Below are 21,431 nucleotides of genomic sequence, written 5' to 3'. Positions count from 1 at the left end.
CGAGAGCCTGTCGACCCGGGCGAATTGGCTGTTGCCGCGGAGACGCCCGCGGTGGACCGGTCGCGTCTGCTCGCGGCGGCGGAAATGCTGTTGCGGGATGGGCCGGTCGTCTTCGTCGATCCCAGCCGGGACGGCATGCTCGGGCGGTACCTCACCGAGGATCTCGCGGGTCGTGCGGATGCCGAGATCCTGTTCGGCTCGGCCGATTCCGCGGGGGCGCTCGGCATCCTGGCGCGGCTCTACGAGCGTGGAGTGGATCTCGACTGGGCGCGGGTGCAGGACGGGGACGGTCGCAGGATGCGGTTGCCCGGGCACCCGCTGCGCGGCACCCGGTGCTGGGTCGAACTGCCCACTGCGGCACAGCATGCCGAGATCGCGTCCGAGCCCGTCGAAGCTGTCGCCGCGCCCGAGCCTCCGGTGGTCGCCGTGCCGACGGATGCGGCGGAGTGGTTGCGCGCAGTGCTGCGCGAACTGTTGCACGCGGAGACCGAAATCGGGCTGGATGACGACTATTTCGACGTCGGCGGCAATTCGATCATTGCCGTGCAGTTGGTCGAGCGGGTGGAGGAGGCGTTCGGGTTCCGGCCGAAACTGCTCGATGTGTACGAGCGGCCCAAGGTGGCCGAGTTCGCGGACCTGCTGCGGGAAGGGGCGCGCCCGGCGCCCGAGGTGATGCCGGGAGCGCGCGGGCTGCCGGCCATTACACGCACCGACGAGCTGGTCATGTCGCCCGGGCAGGAGCGGATGTGGTTCCACCATCAGCTTGTTCCGGACACCACGCTCTACAACTATCCGGTGGTCAACGTGCTGCGCGGGCCGATCGACGTTGACGCGGTCAAGGGAACATTCGAGGATTTCGCGGAGCGACACGAACCGCTGCGCTACAACCTCGTCGAGGTCGACGGTGTGCCGGCGGTGCGAGTGCGGCCCGCTCTCGGCGAGTTCTTCAGGGTCGTCGATGTGTCCGGTGAAGCCGATTCGGTCGCCCGGGCGCGCGAGCTGCTCCGGGAGGCCGCGGTCCGGCCGTTCGATCTGGGCCGCGACCCCATGGTGCGGGTGCTGGTGGTCGAGCTCGCTCCGGATATGCATGTGCTGCAGGTGGTGTGCCATCACTGCGTCACCGACGGCCAGACGCCGGGGATTCTCGCGCGGGAGATTCCGGTGCTCTATGCGGCTCGGCGGGAGGGGCGCCCGGCCGAGCTGGAACCGCTGCCGATCCGCTACCGCGACTACGCGCGCTGGCACCGCGAGCTGCTCGACTCGGGCGCGCTCGAGCACGAGCTCGAATACTGGACGCATCTGCTGCGTGGCGCGCCGAAACTGCGGCTGCCCACCGATTTCCCGCGACCGGCGCGCAAGACGTTCGCCGGTGAGCTGGAGCCCTTCACGGTGCCGGCGACGCTGCTCGCCGCGGCCCGCACGGTCGCGAAGCGGGAGTCGGTGTCGCTGTTCGTGGTGCTGCTGTCCGCCTTCTATCTGCTGCTCGCCCGGCGCAGTGGTCAGCGCGACCTCGTCGTCGGCACGCCGACCACCGGCCGCACCCGCCGCGAGCTGGAAGGGCTCATCGGCTTCTTCAACAGCACTGTCGCGCTGCGCGCCAACCTCTCCGGTCCCGCGACGCTGGGCGATCTGCTCGAACGAGTGCGTGGAATCGTGCTGGGCGCGTTGGAGAATCAGGAGATCCCATTCGAGCGGGTGGTCAATGCCCTCGACGATCAACGCGACATGTCCCGCACCCCGATCTTCGATGTGCTCTACGTTCACCAGGACCTCACCGGCGCCGGATCGGTCAACCCGCTCGGCGGCGGGGCGACGGAGTTCTTCGACTCCGATCACACCATCCACAATGCCTTCGGCGGATTACCGCCCGGCACAGCCAAATTCGACCTCAGCCTGATCACCTACGATCGCAGCGACGACCTCGACATGCTGGCCTGCTTCGAGTACAGCACCGAGCTGTTCACCCAGCGCACCGCCGCGGGGTTGGCCGCCGCCTACCTTGGGATCCTCACCGAGGTCGTGGAGTCGGCGCCGGATCGGTCGATCGAGGAGCTGCTCGTCACCGTGCCGTCGCCTGCCGGCGTGCATGCGGCGGAACAGGCTGTGGCACTGGATATTCCGACAGACCGGCCGCGCGGAACCGGCTCGGCCCGATACACGCCGGGGACGGTGCGCGAGCGGCTCGATGTCGTGCCGGGCGACGCGGAGCTGCTCGCCGCTTGGGCGGCACTGCTGAGCTGGTACTCCGGCTCCGATGACGTAGTGGTCGGCTCGGCAAGCGGTTCCGCCCGAATGGACTTCGCCGACGAACCCACCGGGGCCGACCTGCTGGAACGAACCGCCGCGGAGTTGGCCGCGCCGGCGCAGGGTGACAGCCGTGCCGGGGCCATCTGGTTCGGCGACACCCCGCCGGACACGGCGGAACTGGCGCTCGACCGGGAGTCCGGTGACCGCGCGGTCCTGAAACTGGTGTACGCCACAGAACTTTTCGACGAATCGACCGCGCAGCAGATGCTCTCGGATCTGACCCGGCTGCTGCACGGTCTGCTGGAGACACCGAATGATCCGGTGCCGGATATCGCGTTGCGCTGCATCGCGGAAACGGAGGTGACCCGATGACCGGAGTCGTAGCAGTGATCGGCGCGGGCACCATGGGCGCCGGCATCGCACAATGCCTCGCGCAGGCGGGACGCGATGTCATTGTGGTCGAACCCGATCCGGCCGCCGTGGAGCGGGCGCGCCGCGGCCTGAACGAAGCGGTGCGCCTGGCGCTGCTGCTGGGCCGCGGTGATCGGCGGATGGCCCTCGGGACTGCCCGCCGGGTGCGCTGGACCGACCGTCTAGATGACCTCGACGCGGTCGAGTTCGTCATCGAGTGCGCGGTCGAGCAGATCGAATTGAAAGAGAAGCTCTTCGCCGAACTGGACCGCGTCTGCCCGGCCGACGCCGTGCTCGCCTCCGCGACGTCGGCCATCCCCATCGCCCGGCTGGCCGCCGCGACCGGTCGCCCCGATCGCGTGCTCGGTCTGCACTTCATGAACCCTGCCCCACTGACCGATGCGGTGGAAGTCGTTCGCGGGGAACAGACCTCGGCCGACACCATGGCGCGCGCCACCGAACTGCTCACCGCACTCGGCAAGGAATCGCTCGTCGTCGGCGACCGCCCCGGGTTCGTCATCAACCGCCTGCTCATGCTGAGCATCGCACAAGCCGCCGCCACCCTCGACACCGGCACCGACGCCGCGACGGTGGACGCCCTCTTCGAACGCTGCCTCGGCCACCGCATGGGTCCGCTGCGCACCGCCGACCTGATCGGCCTGGACAACGTCGCCGACACCATCGAAGTGTTGCTGCGCGAGACCGGCGAGGACCACTACCGCATTCCGCCCGCGCTCGCGACGCTCGTCGCCGCAGGACATTTCGGCCGCAAGACCGGACAAGGATTCCATGACTATCGTTGAGACCACCCGCATCGCGACGGCCGGACCGCATGTCCCGAGCGATGCGCAACGCGCCGCCCTCGCGGCCGGTGATCGCTATGTCGACCTCTACATCGAACTGACCGGCCGGGTGGACGCGGAATTCCTGCGTCAGGCGATCGACACCGTGATGACGGAATGCCCGGTGCTGCACAGCGTGTTCCGTGCCGACGCCGGTGCGATCCAGGTGTGCGAGAACCCGCCCGTGCCGACCGCCGTGCTCAGCGTCGACGGGAGCGGTGCGGGAGATTTCGTCGCCGAGTGGATCGCCGAAGAACGTGCGTGCCGAATGGATATCGCGCACGGGCCGCTGTACCGGCAGGCCGTCTTCCGATTCCCGGATGGCCGGCTCGGCTGGTATCAGCGCTATCACCGCCTGGTCAACGACCAGCCGGGAGCGCTCGCGATTCTCGCCCGGGTGCGTGATCTCCTGGACGGCGCGCCCACGACCCCCGGCGCGAATCCACCGTTCGGTACGACAGCCGACCGGCTGGAAAATGAACGCCGATACCGCGAATCCGGCGCGTGGTCCGCCGACCGGGACTACTGGGAGCAAACTCTCGTCGACGCCGCCCGGCCCGAACCTCCCGCCGCGGGTATCGCGCGTCCTACCGGCGGTACTCCGGATGAGGCGGTCTGGGCTGCGGTGGGAGCATCGGCGGAACTCACCAGGGCCGCGCGTGTGTGCGGGGCCGGTGCGCCCGCGGTGGTGCTGGCCGCGTTGGCCGTCTACGCGTCTCGCTTGGCGTCCGCGGGGGAGTGCGTGGTCGCACTCGATACCGGGGAAACCACTGTGCCGCTGCGGATTCTGGTCACGGCCCAGGCCGGGTTCTACGCGATCGCCAAACAGGTGGGGCGGGAGCTGCGCAAGGCACGGCGACTCAGGTTCATTCCCGATATCGATGAGCTCTGGGCGAATTCGCCGGTGCACGGGCAGTGGCCGCTCGCGGTACGAATGCTCGGCGGTGCCGTGATCGACGACTTCGGCACGGCAGCGGTGACCGAGTGTTTCGGGGGCGGGGACGAGTTCACCGTATGCGTCGATGATCAGGCGGCCGGTGGCTGGCGGATTGCCGTTCCCGGAGCGCATCGTTCGCACCGCGACCGGCTGATTCGGCTGCTGGAGCAGCTGGTCCGTACGCCGCATGCGCCCATCGCCCGGGTCGATATCGCCGTCTCGGGGGAGATCGAGCGCCTCATCGGCAGTCCCCCCGCCGAGGTGGTCACGGCGTCCACGACACTCGCGGCTCTGTTCACCGAGCAGGCGGCCCGGTCGCCCGAGGCGGTGGCGATCGTCGGACGCGAAACCCGCATGACCTACGCGGACCTGCACGCCGACTCGAATCGACTGGCGCGCAAGCTGATTACCCTCGGCATCGGGCCGGAACAAGTGGTGGCGCTCGCTGTCGGGCCATCGGCCGAACAGATCCTCGCGGTGCACGCGGTGCTGGCAACCGGCGCCGCGTACCTGCCGTTGGACCCTGAGCATCCGCGTTCGCGTCATGCCCAGGTGATCGATATCGCGCAGCCGGTGTGCGTCCTCACCACGCGGCGGGACGGATTCGACGCTCCCGATGGCGTCCGGGTGATCCACATCGACGAACTCGACCTGGCCGCCGAGTCGGGTGCCACGGTCACCGATGACGACCGCATTGCCCCGCTGTGTCCGGAAAACCTGGCGTACGTGCTGTTCACGTCCGGCTCCAGCGGGCAGCCCAAGGGCGTGGGCGTCACCCACGTGGCCGTCTGCGCTCATCTCGCCTGGATGCAGCACCTGCACCGCCTCGACGACGCCGACACCGTCGTGCGCAAGACCGCCCTGACGTTCGACGTCTCGGCCTGGGAAGTGCTGTGGCCGTTCACCGTCGGTGCTCGGCTCGTAGTCGACGGATCGGGTGCGCACGGCGATCCGAACGCGCTGGCCAGAGCGATCATCGAGCACGATGTCACCACGGTGCAGTTCACGCCGTCCACGCTCGCGGCGCACCGGCAGGCGGTGGCCGCGCCGATGCCGCCGAGTGTGCGTCGCATACTGCTCGCCGGTGAGGCGCTCACGCCCGCACTCGCCGCGGCGCTGCCGACTGTCGCTCCGGGCGCGCGCTACGACAATCTCTACGGTCCGACCGAGGCGACAATCGCCGTCACCCGGCACGCGATCGGCGCGAACGACACTGCCGCGGTACCCATCGGAGCACCTGCGTGGCATGTCCGTGCCCACGTGCTGGACGCCTTTCTGCGGCCGGTTCCGGCGGGCGTGCCGGGCGAGCTCTATCTCGGTGGCGCGACGCTCGCGCGCGGCTATGTGCGCCGGGCGGGGCACACCGCCGCACGTTTCATCGCCGACCCGTTCGGTGATGCCGGGCAGCGGCTCTACCGCACCGGTGACATCGTGCGGTCGACCGGTCACGGCGAGCTGGAGTACCTCGGCCGCAGCGACTTCCAGGTGAAGCTGCGCGGCGTGCGCATCGAACTCGGCGAGCTCGAATCGGTGCTCGCCGCACAGGAATCCGTGGCCCAGGCAGTTGCCGTCGTCGATGACCGCAACCATGCCGGTGGTCGCCTGATCGCCTACGTCACCCCGGCCGCCGGGCACACCATCGATCCGGACGCTCTGGACCAGCGGTTGCGTGCGGTACTGCCCAGGCACCTGGTGCCCGCCGTGATCATCGGTCTTCCCGAGCTGCCGGTCAACCGTTCCGGCAAAGTGGATCGAAAGGCCCTGCCCGCACCCGATGTCGAGACGGTGGCCTTCCGCGCCCCGCGCACCGACACCGAAACCGCGCTCGCCGCCGCCTACGCCGAGGTGCTCGGCCGGGACCGCATCGGTGTCGACGACTCCTTCTTCGGGCTCGGCGGCGACAGCATCATGTCGATCCTGCTGGTGTCCCGGGCGCGCTCGCGCGGTATCGCGGTGACCGCGCAACAGGTCTACGAGCACCGCACCGTCGGCCGCCTGGCGGCCATCGCCGAAACCGCGGGCCGGGAGGAGATTCCGCCGCTCGCCGAGCTGCCCGGCGGCGGCGTCGGCGAACTGCCGCTCAACCCGGTCCTCCGATTCATGGTCGAGCGCGGCGGCACCTTCGATCGTTTCTGCCAGTCCATGACACTGGACCTGCCGGCCGGAATCGACCGCGGCGCACTGGTTTCCACCCTCTCCGCGGTCGTCGATCACCACGACATGCTGCGCTCGCGGCTCTACCGCGACGGCTCGGTGGAATGGCGGCTGCGGGTCACACCGCCGGGCAGCGTCGATGTGGACTCGCTCATCCACCAGGTGACCTACGACACCGACCTCACCGGTGAGGAACTCCGGGTACTCGCCGAAGCCGAGCTGAACGCGGCCATCGACCGGATCGACCCGTCCGCCGGTGCGGTACTGCGGTTCGTCTGGCTGACACCGGATTCGGGCACCGCCCCCGGAATGCTCGTCATCGCCGCGCACCACATCGCCGTCGACGGCGTCTCCTGGCGAATTCTGTTGCCCGACTTCATTGCCGCATGGGCGGCGGTCGCGGCGGGGAAGACGCCGCGGCTGCCCGCGGTCGGAACATCCATGCGCCGATGGGCGCACGCCCTCGTCGACGCCGCGCACACCGAGGCGCTCACCGCCGAGCTGCCGCTGTGGCGCGAGATCGTCGAGGGCCCGGCGCCGTCCTTCGCCGAGCGGCCCTTCGATCCCCACCGCGATATGGCGGCCGACGTGGCGCACACCTTCGTCGAACTCGACGAACGCGATACCGCCGCCATCCTCACCGTCATTCCGGACCGCTACCGGGCCCGCGTCGCGGACGCGCTGCTGACCGCGCTCGCGCTGGCGGTGACGCGCTGGCGGTCGCGGCGCGGCGAGGACGAGCGGTCGGTGCTGCTGCGCCTGGAAGGCCATGGCCGCGAACAGGACGCGGTGCCCGGGACGGAACTGTCGCGCACCGTCGGCTGGTTCACCTCCATCGTCCCGGCCCGGCTGGACCTGACCGGAGTGGATCTCGACGACGCCTTCGGCGGCGGCCCGGCCATGGGAGTCGCCCTCAAGGCCGTCAAGGAACAGCTGCGGGCAGCGCCGCACAATGGCCTCGGCTACGGCCTGCTCCGATACCTGAACGAGGACACCGCCGCCGCACTGCCACCGGGCGAGCCGGGGGAGATCTCGTTCAACTACTTCGGGCACATCGCCGGCCTCGACATTCCGGAGGAACTCGCCGGAATCGGCTTCCTGCCCTCCACCGAATTCGGCATGCTGGCCGTTCGTCCCGACGCCGGCCGTGGCGCGCTGGGTGCCGTGGAAGTGGATTCCATTGTGCTCGGCCATCGCCTGGTGACCGGCTTCGGCTATGCGCGTGGCATATTCGGCGAGGCCGCGGGCGAGGAACTGGTCGAGCTGTGGCGTGCGGCGCTCGGCGCCGTGGCGCGGCACGCGCGCGATCCTCGTTACAACGGCGGACACACCCCGTCCGACTTCCCCCTCGTGTCCGTCACACAGGGCGATATCGAAGTCTGGGAACAGCGGTACCCGACGCTGAGCGAGGTGTGGCCGGCTACGCCGTTGCAGTCCGGCATGATGTTCCACGCCCTGTTCGATCCGGACGCGGTCGACGTGTACACTGTGCAGCTCGTGCTGGGCCTGGAGGGCGTGGTCGACGCGTCGCGGCTGCGGTCGGCCGCGGCGGCCGTGCTGGAGCGACATGCCAACCTGCGCACCGCCTTCGAGGTGGATGCCGCCGGGACGCCCGTCCAGATCGTCACCGGTGATGTGGTCCTGCCCTGGCGAGAGGTCGACCTGTCCGGGGCGACCGGCGCCGGCGAGCGCCTGCTCGTCGCCGAACGTACGATGCCGTTCGACCTCACCGCCCCGCCGCTGCTGCGCTTCCTACTGCTCCGCCTCGGCGACGGGCGGACCCGGTTCGCCGTGACCTGCCACCACGTGCTTCTCGACGGTTGGTCCATCCCGCTGCTGCTGCGCGAGATCATGGCCGGTTACGCCGGTTTCGCGGTCGAATCCCCGCCTCCTTACCGCCGCTATGTGGAATGGCTCGCCCGGCAGGACGATTCACGTTCCCGGCGGGTGTGGGCCAAGGCGCTGGCCGGGGTAACGGAGCCGACGCTGCTCGCGGACACCGCTGCGGTGCACGCCCACACCGGGCTGCCCCAGGAGCGGGCGTTCGACCTGGACGTGGCGCAGACCCGGGCGCTGATCGGCCTGGCGGCCGAGTTCGAGGTGACGATCAATACCGTCGTGCAGGCCGCCTGGGCAATCCTGCTCGCGCGCACCACCGATCGCGACGACGTCCTCTTCGGCACCACGGTCTCCGGCCGCCCCGCCGACCTCGCGGGCGTCGAGAACATCGTCGGGTTGTTCATCAATACGATCCCGGTGCGCATTCGGCTGGCCCCGGGCGAGTCCGTGGGCGCGCTGCTGCGTCGCGTACAGCGTGAGCAGTTCGAACTGACGGCCCACCACCACCTGGGCCTGCCGGATATCGGCGCGCAGACCGGTGTCGGTGAGCGGAACCTGTTCGACACGCTGCTGGTCGTCGAGTCCTACCCCGTCGACGAGGCGAAACTGCGGTCGGATGCCCTCGCATTCGCCGGATTGGCGATCGGCGGATTCGAGTCCAGGGAGGCGACGCACTACGCGCTGACACTGACTGTCCGCCAAACCGATCGCCTGCACCTGCTGGCCGGCTGGTGGCCCGAGCTGCTCGACGCGGAGACCGTGTCACGACTGGGCGAACGGCTGACCCGGGTGCTGGCGGCGCTCGCCGCGAATCCGAATACCGCTGTGGCGGACATCGATCCGATCGGCGAGGCGGAACACCGCCGGGTGCGGGACTGGCAGCGCCCCGCCGCGCCGGTGCCGGACGTGACGCTCGTGGACCTGTTCCGTGCCCGGGCCGCGGTGCGCGCGGATGCCGTCGCGGTGCGATTCGGCGACCGAGCTTTGACCTATCGGGACCTCGACGAGGCATCCGATGACCTGGCCTGCGCTCTCGCGGCGCGCGGCGTCGGCGTGGAATCGCTGGTTGCCGTGGGTGTTTCACGGTCGGTGGAGCTGATCGTGACGCTGCTGGGAGTGCTGAAATCGGGGGCGGGCTACGTCCCGCTCGACCTCGGTAATCCGGCGCAGCGGCTCGAATTCATCCTCGCTGAAACGAACCCGGTCTGCGTCGTGACCACCGCCGCCGACCGTGCGGCACTGCCCGCGGGCGACCAGCCGTACCTGGTGCTCGACAGCGTCGACCGCAGCGGCGCCGCAGTCGCCTCGGTCGCCTCGGGCCCGGACAATGTCGCCTACGTGCTGTACACGTCAGGTTCCACGGGGCGCCCCAAGGGCGTGAGCGTGACGCATCGCAATGTCGTCGCCATGCTCGCCGCGACGCGGGATCTGGTCGATACCGACCACACCGATGTGTGGACCATGTTCCACTCGCCCGCCTTCGACTTCTCGGCATGGGAGATGTGGGGAGCGCTCGCGAGTGGTGGCACGCTCGTCATCGCGGACGCCGACGTGACACGTTCACCGGGCGAGTTCGCCGAACTCATGGCCCGCGAGGGTATTACGGTGCTGAGCCAGACACCCTCGGCCTTCGGCGCACTGCTCGATACCGGCCTGCGCCGCGCCGTCGTGCCCGCGCTCCGGCATATCGTGCTCGGCGGCGAAGCGCTGGATCCGCGTCTCCTGCGGGCGTGGTACGACACGGATCCGGCCGGGGAGGTCCGGATCTCGAATCTGTACGGCATCACCGAGGCGACCGTGCACGCCACACACTTCGCGGTGGACCGTGCCCACGCCGGGTCGGCAACTGCCAGCGTTGTCGGTCGTGGCTTACCGGGAATGACTGTGCGCGTGCTGGATTCGTGGCTGCGGCCGACGCCTGTCGGCTCACGCGGCGAGATCTATCTCGCGGGAGCCCAGCTTGCCCGTGGTTATCGCGCCCGCCCCGCGACCACCGCGGAGCGCTACGTGGCGGATCCGTTCGGTGCACCCGGCACCCGCATGTATCGCACCGGTGATCTGGCGCGCTGGAATGGCGACGGGCAGCTGGAATACCTCGGCCGTAGCGACCAGCAGGTGAAGATTCGCGGCTACCGCATCGAACCGGGGGAGATCGAGGCCGCGCTGCTCGAACACGAGTCGGTGGCCCGGGCGGTCGTCGTGGCCCGGACCGGGGATTCCGGATCGGCACGCCTGATCGCCTATGTGGTATCCGGCACTCATGATGCGCTCGCGGCCGAGACACTGGAAACGCATATCGCACAGCGTGTTCCCGTCTACATGCGACCGGCTGCCATCGTGCCGGTCGATACGCTGCCGCTGACCGGCAACGGCAAGCTCGACGTGGCCGCACTGCCCGACCCCGTCCTGGTGTCGCGCTCGGATCGGGCACCGCGGACCCCCGCCGAAAAGGTGGTGGCCGAGCTCTTCACCGAGGTGCTCGGCGTCGACCGGCCGGGTGTGGACGACTCGTTCTTCGCGCTCGGCGGGGACAGCATCATCTCCATTCAGCTGGCCTCCCGGGCGCGGGCTCGCGGCCTGCACTTCACGCCGCGCGAGGTGTTCGAGCGCCGGACCGTGGCCGGGATCGCCTCTGTGGCAAGGACACCGGAGGCCGCTGCCGGCGCGCCGCGCCTGCTGCCGGAATTGCCCGGCGGCGGGATCGGCGCCATGCCGCTGACGCCCGTGGTCCGGTGGCTGACCGAACGTGGCGGCGGCTTCCGCCGGGTCGATCAAACCGTCACCGTCGAACTGCCCGCTCGGACCGGGCACGACGCCCTGATCCAGGCCGTCTCGGCGCTGATCGACCGCCATGACATGTTGCGCAGCAGGCTGTTCCGCGACGACTCCGGCGAATGGCGACTCGAAACCATGCCGACGGATGCGCTGGACGCGTCGGAACTGGTGCACCGCGGCACCTTCGACGATGCCACGGACGCCGATACCCTGCGAGAGCTCATCGCCGCGGAACTCGACGCCGCGCTGGATCGCCTCGATCCGGCCGCCGGGGTGATGGCGCAGTTCGTCCGGCTCGATGCCGAGCGCGGGAGCGTGCCGGGCAGGCTGATCATCTCCGTGCACCATCTTGCCGTCGACGGCGTGTCCTGGCGCATCCTGCTGCCCGACCTGTTCGCGGCCCTCGCGAATGCCGCGAGTGGCGTCGTGCCGCGGCTGGATCCGGTCGGAACCTCCATGCGCCGCTGGGCGCACAGCCTGGTCGACGCCGCGCACGCACCGGATCGGGTCGCCGAGCTCGATTTCTGGCGGCAGGTCTGCGCGACACCGGATCCCCTGCTGGGCTACCGGCCGCTGGACCCCGCCGTCGATACCGCCGCCCGGCTCGCGACGGTCGAAGTCACCGCGGACGAAACGGTGACCGAGGCGCTCGTGCGGACCGTTCCCGCACGCTTCCATGCGGGTGCCGACGAGGTCCTGATCGCCGCGCTGGCCGTCGCGCTCGCGGTCTGGCGTGCCCGGCGGGGCACGCACGCTCGGGTCTCGCTGCTGCGGGTGGAAGGCCACGGGCGCGAGGAACAGGTCGCGCCGGGCGCGGACCTGTCCCGCACTGTCGGCTGGTTCACCTCGCTGTACCCTGTTCGGCTCGATATCGGTGGGATCGATATCGAGGCGGCATTGGCCGGGACCGATGCGACCGGTGCCCTGCTCAAGACGATCAAGGAACAGCTGCGTGCCATCCCCGATCACGGAATCGGCTACGGATTGCTGCGCTACCTGAATCCCGATGCCGTCCAGCAGCTCCCGGCGGCGATGCCCGGGCAGGTCGCCTTCAACTACCTGGGCCGCGTCGACGACCGCGGTGCGGAGGTGCTCGCGACACCGGATGCCGACCCGGACCCGGACCTGCCCGCGGCCGCCGCCATCGACGTGAACGCGCTCGTGACGGGCACCCGGCTGCGCGCCGGATTCACCTATCCCACCACGCTTCTCGACGAGGCGGCGGTCTCGGAGCTGGCGCGGCTGTGGGTGACCGCGCTGGGAGCCATCGCCACGCACGCCCGGGATGAACGCGCGGGCGGGCACACGCCGTCGGACTTCCCGCTGGTGCGGGTGAGCCGTGACGACATCACCGGCTGGGAGCGGGATTACGGCCGGCTCACCGACGTGTGGCCACTCACACCGCTGCAGTCGGGGTTGTTGCTCCACGCTGTCATGGCCATGCCGTCCGCTTCCGGCGTCGCCGACGTCTACAACGTGCAGACGGTGGTGCGACCCGGTGGGGCGATCGACCGCGATCGGCTGCGACAGGCCGGGCAGGACATCCTGCAGCGCCATGCGAACCTGCGCGCGGCCTTCGTCTTCGACGATTCGGGCAAGCCCATGCAGGTGGTGCCCGAAACAGCCGAACTGCCTTGGCGTGAAGTGGATCTGGCCACGGTGGACGATCTCGTGGCGCTGGCGGCACAGGAGCGTGCACGTCGATTCGATCCGGCCCGACCACCGCTGCTGCGCTTCACGCTCGCGCGTGTCGCGGAGGCGGAGCCGGTGCTGATCGTGACCTACCACCACATCCTGTTCGATGGCTGGTCGGTGCCGCTGGTACTGCGCGATCTGCTGGCGCTCTACGCCGGTGTGCCGCTGCGCGCGCCGCACGGATCCTTCCGCGACTACCTCGCCTGGAACCACGACCGGGACGCGGCCGCATCCACTCGGGCCTGGCAGCGAGCCCTGGACGGTGTGGCCGAGCGGACCCTGGTCGCCCCGCCCACCCGCTTCCGCGAAAGTACGGTCACGACAGGGGAATACCGGTGGTCTCTCGATGCGGAGACCACCGGCGCACTCGTCGCGACCGCCGCCGAAACAGGTGTCACTGTCAACACCGTGGTGCAGGTGGTCTGGGCAATTCTGCTGGGGCGCAGGCTCGGACGCGGTGACGTGGTCTTCGGCGCGACCGTCTCCGGTCGGCCCGCCGCACTGCCCGGCGTGGAATCCATTGTCGGACTGTGCATCAACACCGTGCCGGTGCGTGTGCAATTCGGTCCGCGCATGCCCGTGGCGGATCTGCTGCGCGCGGTGCAGGTCGAACAGGCCGAAATGATCGAACACCACCAGCTCGGGCTGAGTGAGATCCACGCCGCCGCCGGCCTGCGCGACCTGCTGTTCGACACGGTGCTGGTTTTCGAGTCCTATCCGGTGGACGCCGAGCAACTCACCGCCGCGGTCGCCACCCTCGACGGCGTGACCGGCGGGCGCCTCGAACTCACCGACGCCACCCACTATCCGCTGTCGGTCACCGTCGATCCGGGACTCGAGTTGAGAGTTCGAATCGGTTATCTCCGAGATGTTTTCGATGAGTCACAGGTGGCCGAGATCGGGGCCACCATGCGGGAACTGCTGACCGCCATCGCCCGCCGTCCCCACTCGACCATCGAGGAGCTAGCATGACCCGGCGCCTACCGCTGACACGTGCGCAGCAACATGTCTGGGTCGCACAGCAACTCGACGCCACCGGGCAGCGTCTGATCGTCGGCGGCTACGTGCAGATTCACGGCGCGCTCGACGAGGCGGTGTTCGAACGGGCACTGCGCCTCGTCACCGCCGGGGCGGAATCACTGCGCGTGCGCTTCGACACCGAGGCCGACGGATCGCTCGTGCAGGTGGTGGAGGAGATGCCGGACTGGCCCTTGCACCGCAACAGCTTCCGCGGCGCGGCGGACGCGCACGGGGAGGCGTTGCGGTTCATGGAGGCGGCCCTGCAGCGGCCGTTCGACCTGGGGCGCGCGCCGCTGTTCGAACACCATCTGCTCGATGTCGGCGAGGCGGGCACGCTGTGGTTCATTCGCTCGCATCACGTGGTGCTCGACGGGGCGTCCTCGGCCGCCTTCATCCGGCGTGTCGCCGACACCTACACCGCGCTGCTCGACGGGCGCCCGGTGGAGGAATCGGTATTCGACCGGGTGGCGGATCTGGTCGCCGAGGACGAGCGGTTCCGGACTTCCACACGGTTCGCGGCCGACCGCGAATTCTGGGCGCAGCGGCTCGCCATCGGCGGGTCCTACGAGCCACCGCAGTTCGCCGCCGCGCCGGCGGCCGCGGATGGCAATCGGTACCTGCGGCAGGCCGGAGTGCTCGCCGAAGCCGAGTGGAAGACACTGCGCGCCCGGGCGGATGCCACCGGGACCCCGTGGCCGGTGTGGATGCTCGCCGCCATCGCGCTGCTGTTGCACGCGGATTCGGGCACGCGCACGGTCACTGTCGGTTTGGCGGTACCCGCCAAGCGCTCCCGCCACGCACTCGGTATGACGGCGAACATCCTGCCGCTGCGGATCACGGTCGATCCGGCCGCCACTCTCGGCGAGCTCCTCGCCACCGTGCGCGCCGAATCCCTGATCACTCTGCGCCACCAGCGTTTCCAGTACGGCGATATGCTCGCCGACCTGGGCGGGAGCGGGCTCGAAGGCGGCATCCTCGGGCCCACCGTCAATGTGATGCCCATACAGAAGGATCTGCGCTTCGGATCCGAATCCGCCTCCCTGCGGCATTTGGCGGCCGGACGCTCCGACAATCTGAACATCAGCGTCTACGACAACGGCGATCCGGCGCTGTCGGTGGTGCTGGAATCGACGGCGCTGCGGTACTCCGAACGCGACCTCGCCGCGCACCACCACCGGCTCACCGAGACCGTTGCCGCCCTGGCCGTGGCTCCGGAGGAACTCCCGCTCGGCATGCTGCGGCCCACAGCGGAACCGGCCGGGCCGTCGGCCACCGACGAGGTGACCGAGACGCTCGTCGATCGATTCGACCGCATGGTGGCCGCGAACGGTGGGGCCGTTGCCGTGGTGCACGGCGACGAACAGCTCACCTATGCCGAACTCGACGAGCGGGCTCGCAGACTGGCCCGGATCATTGCCGGATACGGCGTCGGCCCGGGGGAATTCGTCGGCCTCGCACTGCCGCGCTCCGTGGACCTCATCGTCGCCATCATCGCGGTGCTGCGCGCGGGTGCGGCCTATGTACCGCTCGATCCGAGCTATCCGCACGGGCGGCTGCGTGCGGTCCTCGACGATGCCGCACCGGCGCTCGTACTCACGGGTGCCGGAGTCGAACTCCCGGAGGGGATCTCGGCCGCGCCCGCCCTGCGCATCGGGGACCCGTTGCAGGTCGTTCCGAGCGAACACGCTGTGCCGCGGTCGCCGCAATTGCCTGCCTACGTGATTCACACCTCCGGAACGACCGGCCGCCCGAAGGGCGTGGTCGTCACACACGCGAATGTGGTCCGGCTGCTCACCGCGACCCGGCCGTGGTTCGAGTTCGGGCCCGATGATGTCTGGACCCTTTTCCACTCCGCCGCATTCGACTTCTCGGTGTGGGAGATCTGGGGAGCGCTGGGCCACGGCGGCAAGCTGGTCATCGTCGACGCCGAGACGGCACGATCGCCGCGTGAATTTCTCGAACTGCTGGTGACGCAACGAGTCACGGTGCTCAATCAGACGCCTTCCGCCTTCGGCATGCTGGTCGACGCCGAGGCGAGCCGGCCGGCCGAAAGTGACCGGCTCGCACTGCGTTACGTGCTGTTCGGCGGTGAGCCGGTGGAGCCGTGGCGGCTGGCCGAGTGGTGGGCGCGGCACGATCCGCAGGCGCCGCGCCTGGTCAATATGTACGGCATTACCGAGACGACGGTGTTCACCACCGGAACGCCGCTGACCGGTGTCGCGTCGGCCGGCGAAATCGGCACGGCTATACCGGATCTGGCCGTGTACATCCTCGACGCCGCGCTGCGACCCGCCGCGCCCGGGGTGCCGGGTGAGCTCTACGTCGCCGGTCCCGGCGTCACCGCGGGATATCTGCGCCAGCCGGGCCGCACCGCCGTGCGCTTCACCGCCGATCCCTTCGGCGGACCCGGCACCGTCATGTATCGCAGCGGCGATGTGGCGCGGTGGACCGAGGACGGGACACTTGAATACCTCGGGCGAGCCGACCGGCAGGTGAAGATCCGCGGCTTCCGCATCGAACCGGGCGAGATCGAGGCCGCCCTGTGCGCACTCCCGGCGGTGCGTGCGGCGGTGGTGCTGATCGTGGAACACCGGCCCGGTGACCGGCGGCTGGTCGCCTATGTCGCCGGCCCGGGTATCGATATCGGCGCGGTGCGCACCGCGATTGCCGAACGGCTTCCCGCACATGCTGTTCCGTCCATCATCGTGGCGGTCGACGCCATCCCGACGACCTCCAACGGCAAGATCGACGAACGCGCTCTGCGCGCACTCACCATTGATGGCACGGCGCCCGCCGACGGTGCTTCGCCGCGTGGCGATGCCGAGGCACGGCTGCGCAACGTGTTCGAGGAAGTGCTCGGGCACAAGGGTTTCGGCGTCGAAGACGGTTTCTTCGCCATCGGCGGGGACAGCATCCTCGCCATCCGGCTGTCGGACCGGGCCCGTGCTGCCGGGCTCGCGATCACACCGCGGGATGTGTTCGAACACCAGAGTATTCGTGCGCTGGCGCGCACGGTCGGGACGCCTTCGCCGGTGCCCGCCCGAGCGGCGGTGAGCCCGCTCGCCATGCGCAACGGCCGTACTTTTCTGCCCGCGACTCCCTTGCAGGCCGGGCTGTTGTTCCACTCGCTGTACCAGGGCGGGGAAGGCGAGGACCCCTATCTCATACAGGTTGTGCTGACGGTGGACGGCCCGATCGACGCGGAGCGGCTGAGCGCTGCCCTGCGTGCGGTGCTCGACCGGCATCCGCACCTGCTGGGCCGGTTCGTCGTGGATGGCGATATACCGGAATACGAGATTCGCGCTGACATCGAGTTGCCCTGGCGGGTAGTGGATCTCGGCGATCCGACGTCGGGCCAGCGTGACGAGGCGGTGGAGCGGGTGCGCGCCGAGGACACGCACACGGAGCCGCTGGTGGGTCCGCTGCTCACGGTCACTCTCGTTCGCACCGGGCCGAACTCCGCGACCCTGCTCGTGACGCACCACCATGCGCTGCTCGACGGCTGGTCGCTGGGCATCCTGCTCCGTGAACTACTGCTGGGCTACCGGGGCCTCGAATTGCCCGCTGCCACACCGTTCACCGCATTCCTCGAATGGTCCGCGGCGCAGGACCGCGACGGTGCGCGCCGGGCCTGGGCCCAGGCCCTCACCGGAGCCGAACCGTGCAAGGTCGCGCGGGCCGACCAGCGGCGGTGGCGGCGGCCCGAGGAGCGCAGTTTCATCCTGCCCGCCGCCACGGTCACCGCGCTGCGCGAACAGGCCGCGGCGCACGGGCTGACGCTCAACTCGATGATCCAGGCGCTGTGGGCGCTCGTGATGTCGAATCTGACCGGAAGCGATGACGTCGCCTTCGGCATCACCGTCTCCGGCCGCGATGGCGGTGATCTGGACGGTGCCGTGGGACTGCTCATGAATACCGTGCCGCTGCGGGTGCGCTCGCGCATGTCGGAGACGCCGATCGAACTCGCGGTCCGGATTCAGCGGGAACGCGTGGCGTTGATGGAGCACGACCATCTCGGGCTGCCCGACATCCTGGCGGCGGCGAGCGCGAGCGACCTGTTCGACACCTCGCTCGTCTTCGAGAACTTCCCCATCGATACCGCTCTGCTCGACGATCCGGACGCGGACTTGCGGGTGACCTCCGTGAATGTTGTCGGCGGAACACATTTCCCGCTGACCGTCATCGTGGAGCCCGCTGCGGGCGCGCTGACCTTCCGAATCGCGGTGCAGCTCGAACAGGTCGATGCCCTCACCGAGGTCGACGAGCTGTGGTCGCGCATCCTCGTCGCCGCGGCGGCGCTCACCACACCGCGGCAGTCCCCGGTGGGCCAGCTCGACCTGCTGCCGCCCGCGCACCGAGCCGAACTGCTCGCCGCCGGACGCGGCGCGACGGCCGACATCGAGAATGGCGGGCTCGCACAGTGTTTCGAGTCGACCGTACGGGCGCACGCACACGATGTCGCACTCTGGTGCGACGGTGCGGAGCTCACCTACGTCGAGTTGAACGCGCGCGCCAATCAGGTCGCCCGCTGGCTGCGCGCCCGCGGTGCGGGACCGGGCGTGCCGATCGGCATCGCATTGCCGCGCTCGGTCGATCTCGTGGTCGTTTTTCTCGCCATCGCCAAGTTGGGCGCGGTATGCGTACCGCTCAGCGACCGCTACCCGCCCGCGCACGTGCGGCGGCTGCTGGCGTTCACCGGTGCCGAACTGGTGATACATGAACTCGACGGTGCGGCAACCGAGTTCGACGACAGCGATCTCGGCGTCGCCGTGCCGGCCGATGCCCTGGCCACGCTCATGTTCACCTCCGGATCGACCGGTGCGGCCAAGGGCGTGGAGGTCACCCACCGCAATATCGTGACGCGCGCCCGCGATCGGATCGGCTGGGACGACGGGCATCAGCGGATGCTGATGCATCTGCCCTACACCTGGGACATGGTGGTGTGGGAGATGTGGCTGCCGCTGCTCAATGGTCACACCGTGGTGCTCGCGCGCTCCGGCGTCCTCGATGTGCACGACTACAGCGAGGTACTGCGCGCTGGCCGGGTCACCTCGATCATGCTGTCGCCGGGCCTGTTTCACATACTGGCCGAGCAAATTCCGAACGAGCTCGCCGCACTGCGGATGATCGCGTCCGCCGGTGATGTGCTGCCGCCGCACGCCGCCGCGGCCGTGCGGCGCGGCGAGCACCCACCCGTGGTGAGAAATCTGTACGGGCCGGTCGAAGCGACCAGCTTCGTGCTCAGCTTTGCGCTCCCGGACGACATGTCGCCGGACCGGCCGGTCCCGGTCGGACGCCCGGCCGACAATACCCGTGTCGCGGTACTGGACTCGGCGCTGCGACCGGTACCCGCCGGGGTCACCGGTGAGATCTACCTGTCCGGCGCGGGACTCGCCAACGGCTACCACCGCGAACCGGCGCGCACCGCGGAGCGATTCGTCGCCGACCCGTTCGACGCCGCCGGTGGGCGGATGTACCGCACCGGTGATCTCGGGCGCTGGGACACCGATGGCCTGCTGCATTTCCTCGGCCGTGCCGATCGGCAGTTGAAGGTCAACGGTTTTCGCGTCGAACCGGGAGAGGTAGAGGCGGCCATCCTTCGCGAGCCCGGCATCACCGCGGCGATCGTCACGGCGCGCCGGGCCGCGAGCGGACAGTCGCTCATCGCCCACGTCGTAGGGGACGGCGCCGTCGATACCGCCGCATTGCGCACCCGGCTGGCCACAACCCTGCCCTCGTATCTGGTGCCCTCGGCCATCGTGGCCATGGACGAATTGCCTCTGACCCCCATCGGCAAGCTCGATGTCGGCGCGCTGCCCATGCCCGTGGCCGGTGAGCGCGTTCCCGTTCGCACACCACGGCAGCAGGTCATCGCGACCACGCTCGCGCGGGCGCTGGGCGTGGTGGAAGTCGGACTCACCGATGACTTCTTCGCGCTCGGCGGCAACTCGCTGTCCGCGATCCGCATAGTCGCGGGCTTGCGGTCCGCGCTCGGAGTCGCGGTGTCACTGCGTGATCTGTTCGAATCGCCGACCGTCGCCGCCCTCGACCAGACCCTCGAACGCCGCGGAACCGGGGATCTCCCGCACAGCCCCCTGTCACTCGGGACAGACGACATCGCCGCCGTGCGCCGAACGGACCCGATCCCGCTCACGCCCATACAGCAGGGGCTGTGGACCGTGAATTATCTCAGCGGCAACCGCCCCGACTATCTGATCACCACCGGAATCGAACTGCACGGTCCGCTCGACATCCAGGCGGTGGAAGCGGCCGTGAACGATCTGGTCGAACGGCACGAAATCCTGCGCACCGTGCTGCCGTACGTCCTGGACGGTCCCATCCAACGCATCCTGCCGATCGAGTCCGCACGGCCGGACTTCCGGGTTGTGGATATCTCCGGCGGCGAAAACGTCGATAGTGCAATCGATTCCGAGCTGCGACGGGGCTTCGACCTCACCACGGAAACACCCCTGCGCATCCGCCTCTACCGCTCGAGCCCCGAGCACCACATCCTGCTCGGCGTAATCCACCATGTCGCCGCCGACGGAGAATCCCTGCCTGTGATCCAGCGGGACCTGCTCACCGCCTACCGTGCCCGTGCTACCGGACAAGCGCCCCAATGGTCCACTGCGGCAACACAGTTCGCAGACTACACACTGTGGTTGAGGCGATTGCTCGAGTCCGGGGACGTGCACGGCCGCCTGCTGGCCCGGCAGGCGCGCTACTGGCGCACCGCACTCGACGGGCTGCCACCACATCCGGTGCTACCCACTGATCGTCCGCGCGCCGAACGCCGGGAGAACACCGCGGCAGCCGTCCCCGTCCACCTCGACGCGGCCACCCACCGCGCCCTCGCCCGCGCCGCCCGCACCCACCGCGCCAGCATCTACATGCTCGTCCACACCGCCCTCGCCCTCGCCCTGTACGACCGGGGCGCGGGCCCCGACCTGCCCATCGGCGTCGCCCTGAGCGCCCGCGACGCCGAGGGCCTGCAGGACCTGGTCGGCTGCGTAGTCGACACCGCGATCGTCCGCGTCGACCTCTCCGGCGACCCGCCCCACTCCGACCTCGTCCAACAGGTCCGCGAACGCGTCCTCGCCGCCTACGACAACAAGGAGTTCCCGTTCGACAACCTCGTCGAACTCCTCAACCCACCCCGCTCCCGAACCCACCACCCGCTTTTCCAGGTCATGGTCACCTACCTTCGCGGAGCCGAAATCGCCACAGCCGGAGCCGAACTGACCATCCGCCACCGCCCGGTCCCGGTCCGCCACATCCCCTGGGAACTCCTGCTCAACCTGCGTGAGGAGTACACCCCCGACGGCGACCACGCCGGAATCCACGGCGAAATGATCTACGCCGCCGAACTTTTCGACCACCCCACCGTCGAATCCATTGTCACCGCGATGACCACCGCCATGGAGACACTGTGTACCGAACCGGCGGCCACCGCTCACCCCCGGCACCGGGCAGACCTCGGAGACCAGGTCCCACACCACCCCCGTGTGTAG

Annotated in this window: 4 protein-coding genes (1 of these 4 cut by a window edge); all 4 read left to right on the top strand. The window is 69.4% G+C overall.

The window, feature by feature from the left end:
* Tightly spaced (each overlapping or abutting the next), the 4 genes in view from ACFXHE_RS21850 to ACFXHE_RS21835 form a layout consistent with a single transcriptional unit that may run on beyond the window.
* On the top strand, positions 1-2,619 hold the 3' portion of the coding sequence (locus ACFXHE_RS21850; protein WP_379385668.1) for a condensation domain-containing protein. The gene continues 1,782 nt to the left of window position 1, outside the view; the window shows 2,619 of its 4,401 coding nt (coding positions 1,783-4,401); its start codon lies beyond the left edge, outside the window; its stop codon occupies positions 2,617-2,619.
* A complete protein-coding gene (locus ACFXHE_RS21845) occupies positions 2,616-3,461 on the top strand; it encodes a 3-hydroxyacyl-CoA dehydrogenase family protein (protein ID WP_379385667.1) in 846 nt (281 codons plus the stop codon). Before ACFXHE_RS21850 ends, ACFXHE_RS21845 begins: the two co-directional genes overlap by 4 nt.
* Positions 3,448-13,872, top strand: a complete 10,425-nt coding sequence (locus ACFXHE_RS21840; protein ID WP_379385665.1) for an amino acid adenylation domain-containing protein — start codon at positions 3,448-3,450, stop codon at positions 13,870-13,872. Before ACFXHE_RS21845 ends, ACFXHE_RS21840 begins: the two co-directional genes overlap by 14 nt.
* Positions 13,869-21,431, top strand: a complete 7,563-nt coding sequence (locus ACFXHE_RS21835) for an amino acid adenylation domain-containing protein (RefSeq protein ID WP_379385663.1) — start codon at positions 13,869-13,871, stop codon at positions 21,429-21,431. The genes ACFXHE_RS21840 and ACFXHE_RS21835 overlap by 4 nt, the downstream gene beginning before the upstream one ends.

The sequence above is a fragment of the Nocardia sp. NPDC059229 genome (genome assembly GCF_042754165.1).
Classification (GTDB): domain Bacteria; phylum Actinomycetota; class Actinomycetes; order Mycobacteriales; family Mycobacteriaceae; genus Nocardia.
Note: the sequence above shows the minus strand (reverse complement) of the source record. Positions and strands in the feature narration are given on the sequence as shown.